The sequence below is a fragment of the Vulcanisaeta distributa DSM 14429 genome, from assembly GCF_000148385.1.
In the GTDB taxonomy this organism is placed as follows: domain Archaea; phylum Thermoproteota; class Thermoprotei; order Thermoproteales; family Thermocladiaceae; genus Vulcanisaeta; species Vulcanisaeta distributa.
The window spans coordinates 1476497-1491119 of record NC_014537.1 but is presented as its reverse complement, the minus strand read 5'-3'; the positions used below and the strand labels follow the sequence as shown (position 1 = coordinate 1491119).

The 14623-nt window shown below is 45.5% G+C and carries 17 protein-coding genes; 9 read left to right on the top strand and 8 right to left on the bottom strand.

Features of this window, described 5'->3' with window-relative positions; all coding sequences use genetic code 11:
- Positions 1–24 precede the first annotated feature (24 nt).
- Positions 25–540 (bottom strand): PaREP1 family protein, encoded by a 516-nt coding sequence (locus VDIS_RS07735; RefSeq protein ID WP_013336681.1) that lies wholly within the window; start codon positions 538–540, stop codon positions 25–27.
- 95 nt (positions 541–635) lie between these two features.
- Between VDIS_RS07735 and VDIS_RS07730 the strand changes: the two genes are divergently transcribed.
- Positions 636–1268 carry a hypothetical protein gene (locus tag VDIS_RS07730; RefSeq protein WP_052885920.1) on the top strand — a complete coding sequence of 211 codons (633 nt, stop codon included), beginning with the start codon at positions 636–638 and terminating at the stop codon, positions 1266–1268.
- Here the strand turns inward: VDIS_RS07730 and VDIS_RS07725 are convergent, their stop codons facing one another.
- A complete protein-coding gene (locus VDIS_RS07725; RefSeq protein ID WP_013336679.1) occupies positions 1269–2087 on the bottom strand; it encodes a hypothetical protein in 819 nt (272 codons plus the stop codon).
- Positions 2059–2838, bottom strand: a complete 780-nt coding sequence (locus VDIS_RS07720; RefSeq protein WP_013336678.1) for an ABC transporter ATP-binding protein — start codon at positions 2836–2838, stop codon at positions 2059–2061. The genes VDIS_RS07725 and VDIS_RS07720 overlap by 29 nt, the downstream gene beginning before the upstream one ends.
- Before the next feature lie 100 nt (positions 2839–2938).
- Here VDIS_RS07720 and VDIS_RS07715 point away from each other — a divergent pair, with 100 nt between their 5' ends.
- Positions 2939–3418: a PaREP1 family protein gene (locus tag VDIS_RS07715; protein ID WP_013336677.1), complete on the top strand. Its 480-nt coding sequence runs from the start codon at positions 2939–2941 to the stop codon at positions 3416–3418.
- 11 nt (positions 3419–3429) lie between these two features.
- Here the strand turns inward: VDIS_RS07715 and VDIS_RS07710 are convergent, their stop codons facing one another.
- Together VDIS_RS07710 and VDIS_RS07705 are read right to left on the bottom strand one after the other, a co-directional pair.
- Positions 3430–4314 carry a hypothetical protein gene (locus VDIS_RS07710; RefSeq protein ID WP_013336676.1) on the bottom strand — a complete coding sequence of 295 codons (885 nt, stop codon included), beginning with the start codon at positions 4312–4314 and terminating at the stop codon, positions 3430–3432.
- A gap of 9 nt (positions 4315–4323) precedes the next feature.
- Positions 4324–5226: an SPFH domain-containing protein gene (locus VDIS_RS07705; RefSeq protein ID WP_013336675.1), complete on the bottom strand. Its 903-nt coding sequence runs from the start codon at positions 5224–5226 to the stop codon at positions 4324–4326.
- A 55-nt stretch (positions 5227–5281) separates the two neighbouring features.
- Between VDIS_RS07705 and VDIS_RS07700 the strand changes: the two genes are divergently transcribed.
- The 5 genes from VDIS_RS07700 (at position 5282) to VDIS_RS07680 (ending at position 8732) form a co-directional block, all read left to right on the top strand.
- On the top strand, positions 5282–5704 hold the full coding sequence (locus VDIS_RS07700) for a hypothetical protein (protein WP_013336674.1): 423 nt from the start codon (positions 5282–5284) through the stop codon (positions 5702–5704).
- 62 nt (positions 5705–5766) lie between these two features.
- Positions 5767–6120 (top strand): thioredoxin domain-containing protein, encoded by a 354-nt coding sequence (locus VDIS_RS07695; protein WP_013336673.1) that lies wholly within the window; start codon positions 5767–5769, stop codon positions 6118–6120.
- An 88-nt stretch (positions 6121–6208) separates the two neighbouring features.
- Positions 6209–7783 (top strand): APC family permease, encoded by a 1575-nt coding sequence (locus tag VDIS_RS07690; RefSeq protein WP_013336672.1) that lies wholly within the window; start codon positions 6209–6211, stop codon positions 7781–7783.
- 55 nt (positions 7784–7838) lie between these two features.
- Positions 7839–8159, top strand: a complete 321-nt coding sequence (locus VDIS_RS07685) for a hypothetical protein (RefSeq protein ID WP_013336671.1) — start codon at positions 7839–7841, stop codon at positions 8157–8159.
- Positions 8160–8213: 54 nt separating this feature from the next.
- Positions 8214–8732: a hypothetical protein gene (locus tag VDIS_RS07680; protein WP_013336670.1), complete on the top strand. Its 519-nt coding sequence runs from the start codon at positions 8214–8216 to the stop codon at positions 8730–8732.
- A gap of 8 nt (positions 8733–8740) precedes the next feature.
- Here VDIS_RS07680 and VDIS_RS07675 read toward each other — a convergent pair whose 3' ends face one another.
- The 3 genes from VDIS_RS07675 to VDIS_RS07665 all read right to left on the bottom strand — a co-directional run bounded on the left by VDIS_RS07675 (position 8741) and on the right by VDIS_RS07665 (position 11929).
- Entirely contained in the window at positions 8741–9514 is a 774-nt protein-coding gene (locus tag VDIS_RS07675) for an endonuclease V (RefSeq protein WP_013336669.1), read from the bottom strand.
- Positions 9511–10962, bottom strand: a complete 1452-nt coding sequence (gene thiI, locus VDIS_RS07670; RefSeq protein ID WP_013336668.1) for a tRNA uracil 4-sulfurtransferase ThiI — start codon at positions 10960–10962, stop codon at positions 9511–9513. Before thiI ends, VDIS_RS07675 begins: the two co-directional genes overlap by 4 nt.
- Positions 10963–11311: 349 nt before the next feature.
- Positions 11312–11929 (bottom strand): Ntn hydrolase family protein, encoded by a 618-nt coding sequence (locus VDIS_RS07665; RefSeq protein WP_013336667.1) that lies wholly within the window; start codon positions 11927–11929, stop codon positions 11312–11314.
- 53 nt (positions 11930–11982) lie between these two features.
- Between VDIS_RS07665 and VDIS_RS07660 the strand changes: the two genes are divergently transcribed.
- Both VDIS_RS07660 and VDIS_RS07655 read left to right on the top strand, forming a co-directional pair.
- Positions 11983–12309 (top strand): hypothetical protein, encoded by a 327-nt coding sequence (locus VDIS_RS07660; protein WP_245522477.1) that lies wholly within the window; start codon positions 11983–11985, stop codon positions 12307–12309.
- Positions 12310–12339: 30 nt separating this feature from the next.
- Positions 12340–14622: a hypothetical protein gene (locus tag VDIS_RS07655; protein WP_013336665.1), complete on the top strand. Its 2283-nt coding sequence runs from the start codon at positions 12340–12342 to the stop codon at positions 14620–14622.
- The last annotated feature ends 1 nt before the right edge of the window (position 14623 follow it).

The window sequence follows — 14623 nt, the reverse complement described above, 5'->3', positions numbered from 1 at the left end:
AGCTTATACGCCTTTCCCAACTGGTTATGTTTGTTCAAGCCTCGTTTTTATAATCCTATTAATCTCATTCACAATCCTCTCAATATACGGATACCTAATTCTTACGGCTTCAGGGTCTAACTTTGCCTCGTGAAAACCCCATACATGTAGGTAATTTGCCACGTCCCATGACCGCACAAGCCAATCACCGAGCTTTTCGCTTACCGTTTCAACAACCTTCTCAAGTTCAGTCACGGTCCACCTACCCCCTTCACTCACTTTACTTGGTATATTCTTTAAATCGTAATACTGGGCCAACGCCTTTACGCTTTCCTCAGCCGCCTTATAGAGCTTCTCGCTGGCCTGCACGGGGTCCCTATCTATTAATTCCCTGCCTTCATTTAGATATTTAATTGCGAGTTCCATCCTCGCCTCCATCATGGTGCTTGGGTCCAGGTTAATTACTTTCATTAACGCGTTGAGTATAGCATCTTCGGGGTTAAGTCCCTTCTTCTTTAGTTCCTCAACGATTATGCTTGGTATCACTACTTCTTCCGTCATTATACTTATAATACGTTTAGGTGAGTTATATAGCTTTGCGTTAATTGTAAGTGTATGAGAAATACTTAAAACCAGGCGTGATTGTTAGTGCCTACGTGGACTTTGGGATATTCTTCGCGGCATTCGGTATAAGCCTGCTTGAGCTTTCGGAGGCCGGCGCAGTCACGGCTATTTACCAGGGAATTTACAGAGGCTTTAAGCCAGTGCTATATGCTATTGCTGGCGTGCTCCTGGTCTTAATACCCACGTTCACCGTTGGTCGGTACATCATTTACCTACCCCTCGATTATGTATTGGCGGTATCATCGGTAATACTGTTTTACTTCGGTTATAGACTGCTCAGGAGTGCGCGTAGGTACTTCAAGAGGACTGGTAGGGGTAAGGGTGGTGAGGAGGAGCGTGGGGACTTGGCCGTGGTATTCACGGTATCAGCCATAGAGGCCTTTGAGGCTGCCCTAGTCCTCATTGCCTTAATACCAAGGAGCTACTCATCAACCCTCATAGGCACGCTTCTCGCAGCAGCCATAGTGGTTATCCTCACGGCAGTGATTAAGGACCAAATAGCCAGGATAAGACTGCCGCACCTGAAGTACGTGCTTTCAGCCCTACTATTCAGCCTGGGTACCCTATGGGCCATTGAGGCGGCTGGGCTTGACCTAACGGATTTAGTACTAATACCCTTCTTCCTAGCCTACCTAGGCATTAACTACTTAATCATCAAGTTGTGACTAGGGCTCCTCACCCCTCATTATCAACCCAACCCTATTAACCGGAGTCTTAAATGCAATAATTACTGACAACACCGCCATCACGATCGATACGATAATCAACTCCACATTCAATACACGCAGTAGCGCTGCTGGGTATGAAGTTGCACTGGTCGCTGTCGTAATTATAGGTATCATTATTGAGAATAGGATTATGAGACCAGGGAGCGATACCATGGTAAAGGCTAAATTCTTTGTCGACCCAATGCCCGTGGAGATCTTAAAGTACTTTGGTTTTGAAAGCCCAATGAGCACACTAAGCCCCGTGGTAAACAACCCAACGCCGAATGGAGCCAGTAGGGTGGCCACCATTAGGGTGCTTAGGATCTTTGGGATTACAATGTAGAGTGGAATTATCATTAAGGCCTCAGCCAATAAGTAAAACACGACAAATGATGATAACCCAACGATATAAAGCGCCTTAATGAGGTCCCTATCGCTCACGCCATTACCGAATAGCACCTCGAAAACTCCATTCTGTATGTCCGCCTGTATTGTGCCAAGCACGATGGTGGCGGATAGTAAGGATACCATCAGTGAAGTCATGCCGATCAATATGATTAGCATGAGGACCCTCGTAAATGCCACGGCCTCCTCAATAGGCATTTTAACGCCATGAATGTTCTCGGGGTTAACCGTGATTATTATAAAGACGAATTGCGCAATCACGAATACCATAACCGCCAATAGGGTTATCAGCGTCACAAGGTAATAGGTCCTGCCAACCCTCCACGCCCTCCTGAGATAAGCCCTAATCATCCACACCACCCAGTAACTCATCAATCACTGAGTTCCTGACCTCAAGTACATTAAATCCCTCAGACCTCAGTTCATCAATAACACGGGATAACTCGCTCAAATCAGTCTCAATAATCCTGGTCTCACGCCCCCTCTTAGCGACTATCCTCATGGCACCACCAAGCTTAGTCATGTCTCCATGAAAGGCAATCCTTCCCTTTCTAATGATGACTAGGTAATCAGCGAGTTCTAAAGCCTCGGATAGCATATGTGTTGTGTATATAACAATGCCGTGCAGTCTTCTCACAATATCCTTAACTCTACTGGCAAAATTCACGTCAAGCCCGTCAGTTGGTTCATCAAGTGCATAAACCTTGGGACTACCCAACATGGCGATAGCGATCTCAACCATCCTCCTCTGACCATTACTCAGGAGACCCACCTTAGTATTCATTAGATTCCTAATCCTAAGTCTATCAACTACCTCGTCTAAGTTACTGGCGTTCTTAACCTCGGCATAGAACTCTAGATTTTCACGCACGGTCATGTTAGGATCAAGCCCACCGGCATGACTGACATAACCCACGTCACCCCCACGCAGTGGTCTATCATCAAGCACTATAATGCCCCTCAACGGCTTTATCACCCCAGCAATAGCCCTCAATAATGTTGTCTTGCCCGAGCCATTAGGGCCTAAGATTACGGTCCTACCTTCATCGAATTCCACGGTTAATCCATTAATGATAACCTTATCTCCATAACCAACAACCAAATCATTAATGCTTAACTTCATTAGCAACATACGTTATTTGACAATGTTTACTTAAGATTTTCGCAGGGTAATGGCGAACTAAAAGCACTTTAAAGGCTCCTAATTATTTAATGTGGTAAAAATGATCGAAATTAAGCTAAACTTAGATGAGATAGGTAAGTCAAGGCTTATGGAGGCTCAAGTAGAGCTTGAGCTAGCCGAGAAATTCCTCAACGATGGATTGCTTAGAAACGCCGCTGGTAAGGCATTCCAGGCATGGAAGTCTTACCTATCGTACTTAGCCATTAAGAGTAGGCATTTGTTTAATTTCACGGGCTATAAGAGGGTTAGCCGTAGCGTTAAAGTTTCAAGGAATGATTGGATCCTGGCCATTATGCCTACGAACATGCTCATGGAGATTGCAAGCAAGTTGGCTGAGAAAAATGCCGATATTGTGGAATTAACATCACTAGCCCTGGTGATACATGAGTATCAATACAATGGGCCAGACCCAACTGGTATTGTCAGTAAGCTACCGAGCGATGAAGCTGCTAGGCAAGTGCTTGCTAAGTTCATAGCCAGGGCCAAGGAATTAATTAAACAGGCCAGGGAGACTCAGTAATGATTGTTTAATTATTCCCTGCCCAGGTACTTACTGGCTATTATATCCATAACCCTGATCAGATTGTTTGTCAATGCATCATCTACGCCATCCCTCGACTTAAGCACTATTTCGTTACCCAATTCACTTATTTCGTAGTTACTGATGTAGAGGGCGTTGGCGATCCACGTGGCGTATTCAATTGACCTATTCTCGCCAAAGGCCTTCACGGCATCCTCATGCACCGTTACCTCAAGTGGCTTAGCCTTTACCGTAACTAATGGCTTACAGCTACCCATTCTCTCAAGACATAGTTCAACATAAGTATTTCCACTAAGGGATCGTAATACCAGATTTCGATCGCCAATGCTACCATAGGTTTTAACCACATTAGTTACTGGCGACTTCATGGAGACTGAATGGGAAGCACTTATTGGCGTTTGCACCTCCTGCGGTGCCTGTATGATTTCCTGCTGCGACTGAGTGGCCGAGGGTTGGGTAATCATTGGCTGATTAATTATGCCGAGTGATGCCAGTATCTCACTGAATGCATTAATTATGGAATCCATGTTCTGGCTAACCCACTCTGGGTAATTGCGTGGTTTCCTCCTTATCCTCAATTCAATATCTCCACGTTCGACTGCTTCGTAATCCTCAATGCCCAGCGCCCTAGCCAACCTAACCGCCGTTACTCTAGCTGTTTCCACGCCAAATAATTCCATGAATTTCCTGGTCACCCTTATCATTGCGTTATAGTGGTGACAGCCGGGACTTAATTCAATGAGTATCTCGGGGACCTTTCCCTGATTGAGTGTTGATAGGTTTATGAAACATGGTAAATTATCAATTCTGACCTCCTCAAGGATGATTTCATAGCCCTTATACGTCCCAAAGCTTTTTAGGATATTATGGCTCATAATAAATCATTAGCCCCCACTAATCTCAAAGTCGCTTGATTGGCTTGAGCCGCCCTGCTGCGATTGCTGGCGTTGTTGTGTTGGTGGCACCATTAATTGCGGTAAGCCACCTGGCATTCCAGCCGTTGGTAATATGTATATTGGGTAGTAGGGCACTCCAAGCATCATATTCGTCGCCGCTGGATCGCTCCTCTGGGCCATTATCTCCGCGAGCCTAGCCCTGATTGCGGTGTTAACGTCAAGCCCAAGGGCCATGAACTGCACAACCCTCCTCATAGTTTCATCCTCAGGCTCTAACCTTACAATTCTACACGTGATTAGGTGGACACCAACCTCGTCAAGGAATGACCTTAAGCTCGCCGTTACCGCATCAGTGACCTTGTGCAGGTTAGCATAGACCTCATTTAAGGAGACCAGGTTAAGTACTTGACTGACTGCTTGGTCAACGATTGGTGATACGTAATTCTTGAAGTCCTCAACCGTGTACTTAAATCCACTAAATTGCACCGCGTTTATGAACTTGACTGGGTCAGTAATCATGAAGTAATAAGCCACTTGATACCTCATTGGGACGAGCTCTTTTGTCTGGGTAATACCCTCACTCCTAGCCTCATGCCTAGCCGTACTTATGAAGAGCACCTCAACCTCCCAAGGCACATTACCAGCATATTGAAACTTGGCAAAGAATTGTGAAATTGGGTTTGCAGGCGTTTGTAGGTCATGCGCACCTGGGTCGAAGACCCCCTGCACCTGTCCCTGTATCCTGACCACAGCCTTCTGGTTGGAATAAACAATGAGCCTTGACCTGGTCCTAACATCGACCGAGTGATACTTCACTATTAAGTCATCTGGGCCCATCTGGTCGATTCCCTTCTCGTCGATCGTGGATATTACCTGAGCCCTTATTGACATAACAGCATTAAATTGTTAGTTTGGTTTATAAAGTTTATTGTCAAATTGAAAATTAATGTCAACGAGGGAAGCCAGGTATAACGCAGCGGCTGGTGTTGGGTATGCCTTCTTCGTATCAGTGGTTACATTAATACTTGAGGCGGTGGCCAATATCTTTTACCCAACCCCATTAGTCCTCAGCCCAATATGGGCGTTGATTAAGGGTTATTGGTTATCCCTCGTATTGATCTTAATCCTCTACGGACTACTTATACTATTCGTAAGGCCCTACAGGACTGAGGAAATGACGAGCTACAACATTTACTTCCGGCCCGCCCAAAGGACGGTTATTTATGTTATAATTGCCGTGGCAATACTGGGTTTACTATTTGACGCATATCCAGGCCCGCTTTGGAGCAGGACGAAGATTGGCATATTCATCGCCGTCAACGTACTCGCCGGTGCCATCGGTGGTTACCTGGCTGTAAGGTTTGGTTAATGGTTAACTATTTTCAATGAGGGGTAGGGTTTATTAGTAATTGATTGTTAATTAATAATTGAATGATAATAAACATTAAGCTTTACATGATTGAGGGCAGGGATGATAAATATCTAGAGACTATTAAGGAAATTATTGGGGAAGTGGCAAATGAATTGGGGCTTAATAATGGCATTATCAGGTTTATCTCAGTCAAAATAAGCAGGGATTACCTTGACATAATACATGGAATGTTACTTGGTGGTGAGGGTCCTGCGGAATTCATGCCAATAATCAATGAACTAAAGGAATACAGCATATTTGACTTACCAACATTAATAATCAACGGCAGGAAGGTGATTGAGGGAAGGGGACTAAGTACAGCCGAGATTAAACGCATAATCTTTAGTAGAATTAAGGAGTTATTAAATGGCTAATAATATCATGATAAAAGTTTTACTTAAGGAACAAAATTAAATCGAGATAAATGATAAAATTTAAAAGACAGAATATTACCTGACAAACATGCCAGGTTCTGAGAGTAGGCAGAGAGTTAGTCTACGTAAAGAACTAAGCCTGCCTGAGCTAGTAATAATAGGGCTCGTGGGCGCAATTGGTACCGGCATATTGTTTTCTGCTCCTCAAATGATGGTTATGAGCGGCCCAGCCGTTGTACTCGGTTGGATATTGGGCGGCATATTCTACTTCTTCATAAGCTTAACGTATATGGAAATGGGCACGCTTTATCCTGAGGCTGGTGGTCCTGCTCGTTATGCTTACTATACTCATGGTCCCGTGACTAACCTTCTAAATGCCTGGGCATCCCTGGTTTGGTACCTGTTCATACCACCTGCCGAAGCAATTGCCGTGGTTTACGGAATAAACTACTTCACACACAACCTAATCACACCAACCGGTATACCCACGTGGCTTGGGGCTGCGGTAGCCGCAGCACTAATACTACTAATGGTGCCGTTTAATTACTATGGCGTTAAAGTCTTCGGAGTTACAACGACCGGCATCGGCATACTTAAGATAATCCTCTACCTAATAATACCGGTTGGCTTGATGATTGCCGTATTCATGCCCCAGAACTTCGCTGGCTTGCCTGGCGGCTTCATGCCCTACGGCGCAGCAGCCATGTTCTCCTCAATACCACTCGCCATGTTCGCCTTTGGTGGTACCAGGGTTATACCTGACTACGCCGAGGAAATGAAGAACCCACAGAGAGATTTACCACTTGCGGTATTGCTTGTTGTCATTGGGCAAACATTAGTTTATGTATTGTTTGCTGTAGCTTACGTAGCCTCACTTAACTGGAGCGCCTTTGGTGTTAAGCCTGGTGATTGGGCCGACCTAACGATGATTACATCGGCCTACAACCCAGTGATATTCATTGCGGGTAAGTACGGACTTACATATTTATTGGTGGTAGCCACGATAGTCGGTATACTGGGGCCATTCGTGGTAGGCTATATATACCTTGGTGCTGGTTCTAGGGTGTTATTCTCAATGTATAGGTCCAAGTACGTTGGTGCGAGGGTCGGCGAGATTCACGAGAGATACGCAGTACCCTACTGGGCATTGATAATATTTGGCTTGGCGGGTCTAGTACTTGCCCTGCTCTCACCAATACCGACAGTATACACGATAATTGAGGAGGCCGTGGTCGCTGGTTACCTAGGCTTCTCGGTAGTACCCATATCACTTGTTGTCTCAAGAAGGCAGGGTTTAAGCGGTGTTTATAGGGTTCCTGCACCAGCAATAATTGGTGCGTTAGCCTTCATATTCGCCACCTGGATCATATATTGGAGTGGTTGGCCGGCTACGCCTTATGGCGTGTTGCTCGTGTTTATACTCTCAATAATATTCGGCGCCATTTATAGGGTTAAGGCTGGCCTTAGGAACTCCATTTGGTATGTCGTTTACATGCTGGCGATGGTCCTAATGACTTACATAGGTCAAACCGCCGGTGGTCCAATGCCAATACTCAAGTTCCCATATGACATGGTGGTGGTTACGATACTCGCAATAATATTCTACGTATGGGGTGTGTACTCAGGACTACCAAAACCATACGAAACGCCAATCAAATCATGAGAATTCTCCATATGGTGTATTACTTTAAAAGTAATAATGAATTTACTAACACATCATGCCTGACGTAACACCAGTTGGTGGTAATTGGATTCTATCTAGTTTAAATTTAGTTCCTGAGTTTAGGGTTGATGAGGGTAAGGTAATTATCAGGCTGACAGGATGCGTCGAGGAACCAATTGTTAAAGTTGTGTGTCACACCGTTAGTTTTGAATTATCACTGAAGACAAGGCCCGAGGATATTAGGGAAATACTTAAGAGGGCCTATTATGAATTACTTGAAGCGTTGGATACGAAGATTAAGGCCGCCAGGATTTTAACGCATCTGTATAGGGAATTGCTTAATTCATGTAAGGATGTCGTAGGTGTTGAATGCTAATTCTCATTCAATTACTAAGCTAGGTTTATAAAATTAAGCATAGATAAGTAATCAATGTCTTCGGGCAACGAAATAAAACCACCAATTTCGGAGTCCCCACTAAGCCCGTTAGAGAGATTGCAATTGATGGTGCCTGGGTTTAGGGGTTATAAGGTCAAGGATTTGATTAGGCAGGATGATTTCCTTGTTAGGAAGACCGCGGCCTCAATGCTTGAGGAGGCACTGGGCTTTATCGAGAGGGCTGAGGAGGAGGTGGCCCGTAATAACCCATTTGACCCATTAATACAGCAATACGAGACCGTGCTAAGTGACCTAAGGAGTTTAATAGCCGAGGTTTGGGGCTCACCAACCGGTGATGCTGGCATGCATGATAGGTTTAAGGTTTTTCCCGAGAACTTGGAAAGGCTTGTTGAGTATGACTTGAAGCTCGTGGATACAGCTAAGGCGATACTGGACTCTGCTAAGGCTAGGGCTAATCCGCAGGTCATTGATTCAATGATTAGGGATGCCAGGACTTACGTCATCGAGAGACAAAAGTTACTAATACCTGAGAAGCTTGGCAGGAAGTGGTGATGATAAGATTAGAGGTAATCCCTCATTGATGACCTACACTCGCTGTCCAATTCCTCAATTGATTTCTCGCTCATCAGCTTCTTCGTAATTCTCCTCTTCAGGTTATTGGCCATGTTATGTGAGTGAAGTATTGGTATTGGCATTTGAGAACCCACGCATAACCTCTTGATAAGGTTAACAGCACTACCCAGCGAAACCCCATAACCAACACTGACGTAGGTCGGCTTACCCGGCGCACACCGAATTGCCCAACCAATAACCTCGTTTGTGCCTACGTCAAGTATTGGTCCCTCGACCCTATCCACCTTACCATATAGTAATGACTTAGCAACACCGATGGTGGGTATGCGCATGCATACGCCGAAGTGACTGGCAATGCCGAGCCTATATGGGTGTGCCCTACCATGTCCATCAATGAGAACCACCTGGGGCTTAGTCCTTAACCTAAGGTAGGCATTTACCACGGGTTTCAATTCCCTGAAGGAGAGTAGGGTTGGTACGTAGGGAAATGTTACTGGACCAACCCAGCAACTCCATTCAATAATTGATGAATTGCTCAGGGAGTAAGTGCTGGCAACTGAAACTCCTATCTCCACATCGCCATGGTTAATGTACGCCACGTCAACCCCAGACACCAGGTCAACATTATCGATATTGACCAAGTCCTCCTCAACAACCTTACTCGCCAAAGCCCTCTGAATACTCCTGGCAACCTCAAGGTGAAATCCCCTGGGCACCCTAGACCTCACATAGCCCTCGCTAGGTCCCCTAGACACCCTCATGACGACCTCCTCAGCTTGTCAATGTCTATGGAGAATGCCTTGAAACCCAACCTCCTAAGCTCAAGCGCACCCCACCTACTGCTCAAACCCCTGCTGCAATACAGCACGTAGATCTTATCCCTACCCAGGGACTCAGCCGTGCTCACCAATTTATCAACATCCACATTTACAGCACCTGGGTAATGCCACGTTTCGTACTCACCCCTACTCCTTAGGTCAATGACCACGGCATTCTCGGGCACGTGATCAATCTCCACATCGTTAGTACCAAGCATTAACTCATCAATGACCTTAACAGCCGCACTTACCCTTAGTGTTACGACACTGTTAAGTAAGTTATTAATGAAGTTTTGATCAAGCTTCCTAAACTCATTATCCAATTCATCAATTGTAACTCTCGTCCTTGGTTTCTCCGAGAATATTGCGCAGAACTCCTCAGTCCTCATTGACTCCTCATAAGTCCCTATCCTCCTCGCGTAATTCATTATTTCGTCCTTATCAAGGCCAATTAACGGCCTGTAAATGGGCATGTCAATACCATGCTCAATAGCCATCAGATTATGGAGGGTCTGTGACGAAACTTGACCGAGTGATTCACCCGTTACGATACCCAACGCACTTATTGACCTGGCAACCCTAGAGGCGACCTCGTAAAGAACCCTCTTGAACAGAACACTCCACATGTGTGGGTCGGCCTTAGCCCTAAATTCGCCGATTAATGGTGAACAATCGATTATGAATAACCTCGGGTCATAACCAATAGACCACCTGCTGAATAACACATGTGAGACCCTGAGGAAATTAATAACGTCAATGGGGTAAGCCAGGGAACAGAACAGCGCATCTACGTAGGACCCCCTCCTCATCATGAACCAGGCAGCAACCGGCGAGTCAAAGCCACCTGATATTAAAGCCAATAACTTACCCTCAGAACCAAGTGGTAGACCACCAGGCCCATTAATTACCTCGGTAAATAGGTACGCCCTATCACCCCTAATCTCAATGAACAACTCAATATCGGGCCTCTCGAGATCCACACCAGCACTAAATGGCTTGAGCGCGGCACCAACGGCCTTGGCCACGTCCATTGATGTGAAGTTATGTGAACCTACCCTGTGAACCCTAACTGCGAATCTCCTACCCTTAATTAAGTCACTCCATTCCTTAATCGCCGCATTGACTATATCATTCAATTCCTTAAATACGTAGGCCTTAACAGGAGATAAAGACTTAACACCAAAAACCCGACTAATCAAATCAACACCCTCCTTAACCCTATCATCAGGGACCTCAACAAACAACCTACCCTGGGACTTGATAACTTTAGCATTAACACCAATACCCCTCAAACCACTGATTATGTTATGCATGAGTAACCTCTCCATCCTAGACCTTGTACCCGCTCCCTTAATCGCAACCTCACCATACCTAACCAATATCAAGGCCATACAACAATTACAGGCAAAGGTAAACGCCCATGAATAAAAATCTACCTCAGGTAAGCGACGTACGGCATTATTAAGGCAGGTTTGCTCAATAACCGTTTGCGTTACTAATGATTGGTAACGCAAATAATAAAACGCATTAAGTCAGCAAAGACCAATTTCATCAGGTCCTCAGTCCCGTGGAGGCACATCACCTGTGAAGACATGTGTATAGGCAGTTCTTAAGTCTTTACGGTAAAAGGTACTAAAACACCCTTTATTACTACTAAATAGCCCCGCTGGCGTGGGCCGACTGAGTTGGGATTAACCCACCGATGAGGCTGTGCTCCTCCAAGGCGGGGCACACTCAATTTTATAATCGCAGCGGTTGTAGTGGTATTGTCTCCTCGGCTGAGCCATTACCCGTTATTGTCAGTATATCAATACCATCACCAGAGACCGGATCCCTGGATATGCTCTGGTTAATTGCCTTAATGGCTAATTCCCTGGCCTCCTTAACAGTCATGCTGGGCTTATAATTACTCTCAAGTATTGCGATTGCCAACTTCGTGCCTGTGCCAACAGCCGCGTAGTCATCCTCGATTAGAGAACCAAGCGAATCCATTATGAAGAGGTGCGGTCCCTCATCATCGACGCCGCCGACCAGAACCTCCACGAAGTATGGTAGTACCCTGTTGGCGAATAGCACGTATGACAGGAGCTTGGCGGCTGACCTAATGCTTGGCCTGGTCTTCGTGTCTAGGGCGTAGAGTGACATGTATGCCTTGGCGATCTTCGTGAGGACCTGCATATCGGCTAGTATGCCTATTGAGGCTATGCCAATGTTATCATTAACCTTAAACACCTTCTTACCCGACCTACTGAACATGGTGAATCCATAGGCAACCCTCTTCTCAGCGGCCAATACAACGCCGTCGCTCGCCTTAATCCCAACCGCAGTCCCAGTTATTAATTCCTCAATTGATGACATCAAAGCAATTAATGGGCATTCCCTTTAAAAAGTTATACCTAGTGGCAATTAGTGTGAGCACACTCATTAGGGATGAGGGGGGTATCCACGTTGAGTGCGACATGGACTATAGCAAGTATGTCATTAATGGCATTAACTACGTGCCATGCATAATAAGGGTTAATGAACTCGGTAAAGTAATGGATGTATTAATGAGCTATGTAAGGGGTGATCACGTACTTAGTCAATTAATGATTAATGCTGTCGGTGATGAGTTGAGGATTGAAATGCCGATCACAATAATGAGTAGTGGTAAGTCCCTGGGCGAGGTAATCAATGAATTAATATATTTAATAATTGGTATTAGGCACTGCCTACACTCAATCGAGGTAAAGCATTAAAGATGTACCGCATTATAATCATAATCATTCATGAAACGTGAATTAATAGCCAAATCACTAATTGGAGCGATCACGTACATAGTCAGCGTGGTTGAGATAATCTACGTTTGGCTGCAGCTATTCAATGGGAGCGGTTATTATTACGACCTTGGAGAACTAATTATGAAGTCCCTGGGCCTGGCGAGTATTGGCATTGGCGATCTTGGGCAAAGCCTATTACTTGGCCCGTTGGTAATGAGTGGCTACTTACCAGTATTTATGGCACTCCTCATAGTGGCCACAAACTCATTAATAGCAATTTACACATATAAACTAAGTAGGGTCAGGGGCTTAGATATTGGCCCCGTAACCGCCATAGTCCTTGCATCGGTAATCAACGCCTCATTGATCAACTTAATCACGAACCCATGGCTACCACAAGCAATATCAACGACACTAGCCATAGCCATGTACTACTACATCGACAATAATGATAGGCCAGTTAGTACAGCCCTATCGGCATTACTAGCCTTCCTAAGCCCAATCACGGACCTACTCAATGTCCTAGTCCCAATAACTCACTGGTTCGTTAAGAGGGAGTTTAATGAGTCGAGTCAGTACGTAATGACAATAGGCCTAATAGCATTCACGTACTACTGGATAGCCGGCGCCTACCCGCTGACCCATGTGGTGACTGCGCAGGAAGTACTGAACAACATGATTTACTTACTCTCGACCACGTCATTCATGCAGTTGGCTGTCCTGGGCACGGCAGTACCAGCCCTAATAACGGCTGTACTTGGTGGCGTGGGCTTTACAGCGATAGTCCCCGCAATACTCATAATAACGCTCATAGAAGCCCTACATAAACTGCGCGAGAATAGATTGGCCGTACTAACGCTCGTGATAGCCCTAATAATCACGGCGTTGACCACGCCGATATCGCCAATGTGGCCCCCATACCAAGGGACTGGGCAGGTTGGCATTAATTGGGAGCCATTAAGTAAGGATTACGCCTACATTTATGGCCTTGCATCACTTGCGCCAAGGGGCTACATCGAGAGCACGGTACTCCCGGCATACTCCTTAATGGCCATAAACCCAGGTAGGCAGGTCATAGGCTATATAATGCCCATCAGCCGGGTAAATGGTACGTACGCAGTGTGCGGTGATTACCAACTCGTGATTAGGGGTTATGCCGGCCCGCTAGTGGTGAATGATTATGACGTGGTGGCTAATCAATTAATTATTAACGCCATAAACTATACCGAGAACCACCCCTCAATAACAATACCTGGCGGGCTATACCAAAGTAGCATCTCGATAAGTACCGGTGAGTTGACAATACCGCCAGGTACGTATGTAGTGGCTACAGCCATCGACATATCACGAATACCCCAACTTATGTCAACGCAACTCACGGGTGTGGTATTACCAGTGAGTAGGGGATCTGTGGTATCCTTTAACCTTAGGTTAAATATCACCGGAAGGATCCACAACATCATTATTTACGGAATCTCATACATAGACCAACCAGCCACCCTCTCATTGGCACTACTCAGGGATGGGCAGGTAATCACAGACTCAACCGCCGAGGCACCACCAATTACGCAGGGTATGAAGCCATACCCAATAACCTTCAACTTAAACACCAATGTCGAACCAGGAATCTACGAAGTAAACATACGTACAGACCAACCATTAATACTATACGTGACTGAAGGTTCGGGCATGGAAATAATCAGTGATAATACCACGTTTAATTACCCAAGTACTGCGCCCACATACGCTGTGACATACACGATAAACGGAACAACACCCACAAGATCCATATGGTTCTTAGTATCAATGAACGTAGCAAATCAATCAATAGCTACAAACATAACGAGAGGCGGATTATACGTACTGAGGGGTGTGATTACGGTTAATGAATGGATTAACTCATCAATAAACCTACTAATAAAGACAAACGCAATGGTAATATCCACGAACATCACCGTAAACCCAATATTAATAAAGTCCCTGGAACCAACGCACTGCCCAACACCAACGGTCATCAAGGCACTCGAGGAACCGGGCAAGTCATTATTAATGAGCCTGGCGGCATTACCAATAGCCACCGCACTGCCATTAACATCAAGGCCGAGACTCAAGCCAAGGCTAAGGAAGGCACTACTAATCCTTGGACTCACCCTAATGCTACTATTCTACGTAGTCTGGGCCCTGGGCTTCACAAACATAGCGCCACAACTCTACGAACCAGCGGTGCTTAGGGCCTTCGGCATATTATTCATAATAGGTTTAATCACCACAATAGCCTCAACGGTGATGTAAA

What these genes read in the sequence shown, in the direction of transcription:
- VDIS_RS07690 (WP_013336672.1), top strand. Translation starts at nt 6,209, where the DNA reads ATGCCAGGTTCTGAGAGTAGGCAGAGAGTTAGTCTACGTAAAGAACTA.
- VDIS_RS07695 (WP_013336673.1), top strand. Translation starts at nt 5,767, where the DNA reads ATGATAATAAACATTAAGCTTTACATGATTGAGGGCAGGGATGATAAA.
- VDIS_RS07735 (WP_013336681.1), bottom strand. Translation starts at nt 540, where the DNA reads ATGACGGAAGAAGTAGTGATACCAAGCATAATCGTTGAGGAACTAAAG.
- VDIS_RS07680 (WP_013336670.1), top strand. Translation starts at nt 8,214, where the DNA reads ATGTCTTCGGGCAACGAAATAAAACCACCAATTTCGGAGTCCCCACTA.
- VDIS_RS07705 (WP_013336675.1), bottom strand. Translation starts at nt 5,226, where the DNA reads ATGTCAATAAGGGCTCAGGTAATATCCACGATCGACGAGAAGGGAATC.
- VDIS_RS07720 (WP_013336678.1), bottom strand. Translation starts at nt 2,838, where the DNA reads ATGAAGTTAAGCATTAATGATTTGGTTGTTGGTTATGGAGATAAGGTT.
- VDIS_RS07655 (WP_013336665.1), top strand. Translation starts at nt 12,340, where the DNA reads ATGAAACGTGAATTAATAGCCAAATCACTAATTGGAGCGATCACGTAC.
- VDIS_RS07665 (WP_013336667.1), bottom strand. Translation starts at nt 11,929, where the DNA reads ATGTCATCAATTGAGGAATTAATAACTGGGACTGCGGTTGGGATTAAG.
- thiI (WP_013336668.1), bottom strand. Translation starts at nt 10,962, where the DNA reads ATGGCCTTGATATTGGTTAGGTATGGTGAGGTTGCGATTAAGGGAGCG.
- VDIS_RS07710 (WP_013336676.1), bottom strand. Translation starts at nt 4,314, where the DNA reads ATGAGCCATAATATCCTAAAAAGCTTTGGGACGTATAAGGGCTATGAA.
- VDIS_RS07700 (WP_013336674.1), top strand. Translation starts at nt 5,282, where the DNA reads ATGTCAACGAGGGAAGCCAGGTATAACGCAGCGGCTGGTGTTGGGTAT.
- VDIS_RS07725 (WP_013336679.1), bottom strand. Translation starts at nt 2,087, where the DNA reads ATGAGTTACTGGGTGGTGTGGATGATTAGGGCTTATCTCAGGAGGGCG.
- VDIS_RS07675 (WP_013336669.1), bottom strand. Translation starts at nt 9,514, where the DNA reads ATGAGGGTGTCTAGGGGACCTAGCGAGGGCTATGTGAGGTCTAGGGTG.
- VDIS_RS07685 (WP_013336671.1), top strand. Translation starts at nt 7,839, where the DNA reads ATGCCTGACGTAACACCAGTTGGTGGTAATTGGATTCTATCTAGTTTA.
- VDIS_RS07715 (WP_013336677.1), top strand. Translation starts at nt 2,939, where the DNA reads ATGATCGAAATTAAGCTAAACTTAGATGAGATAGGTAAGTCAAGGCTT.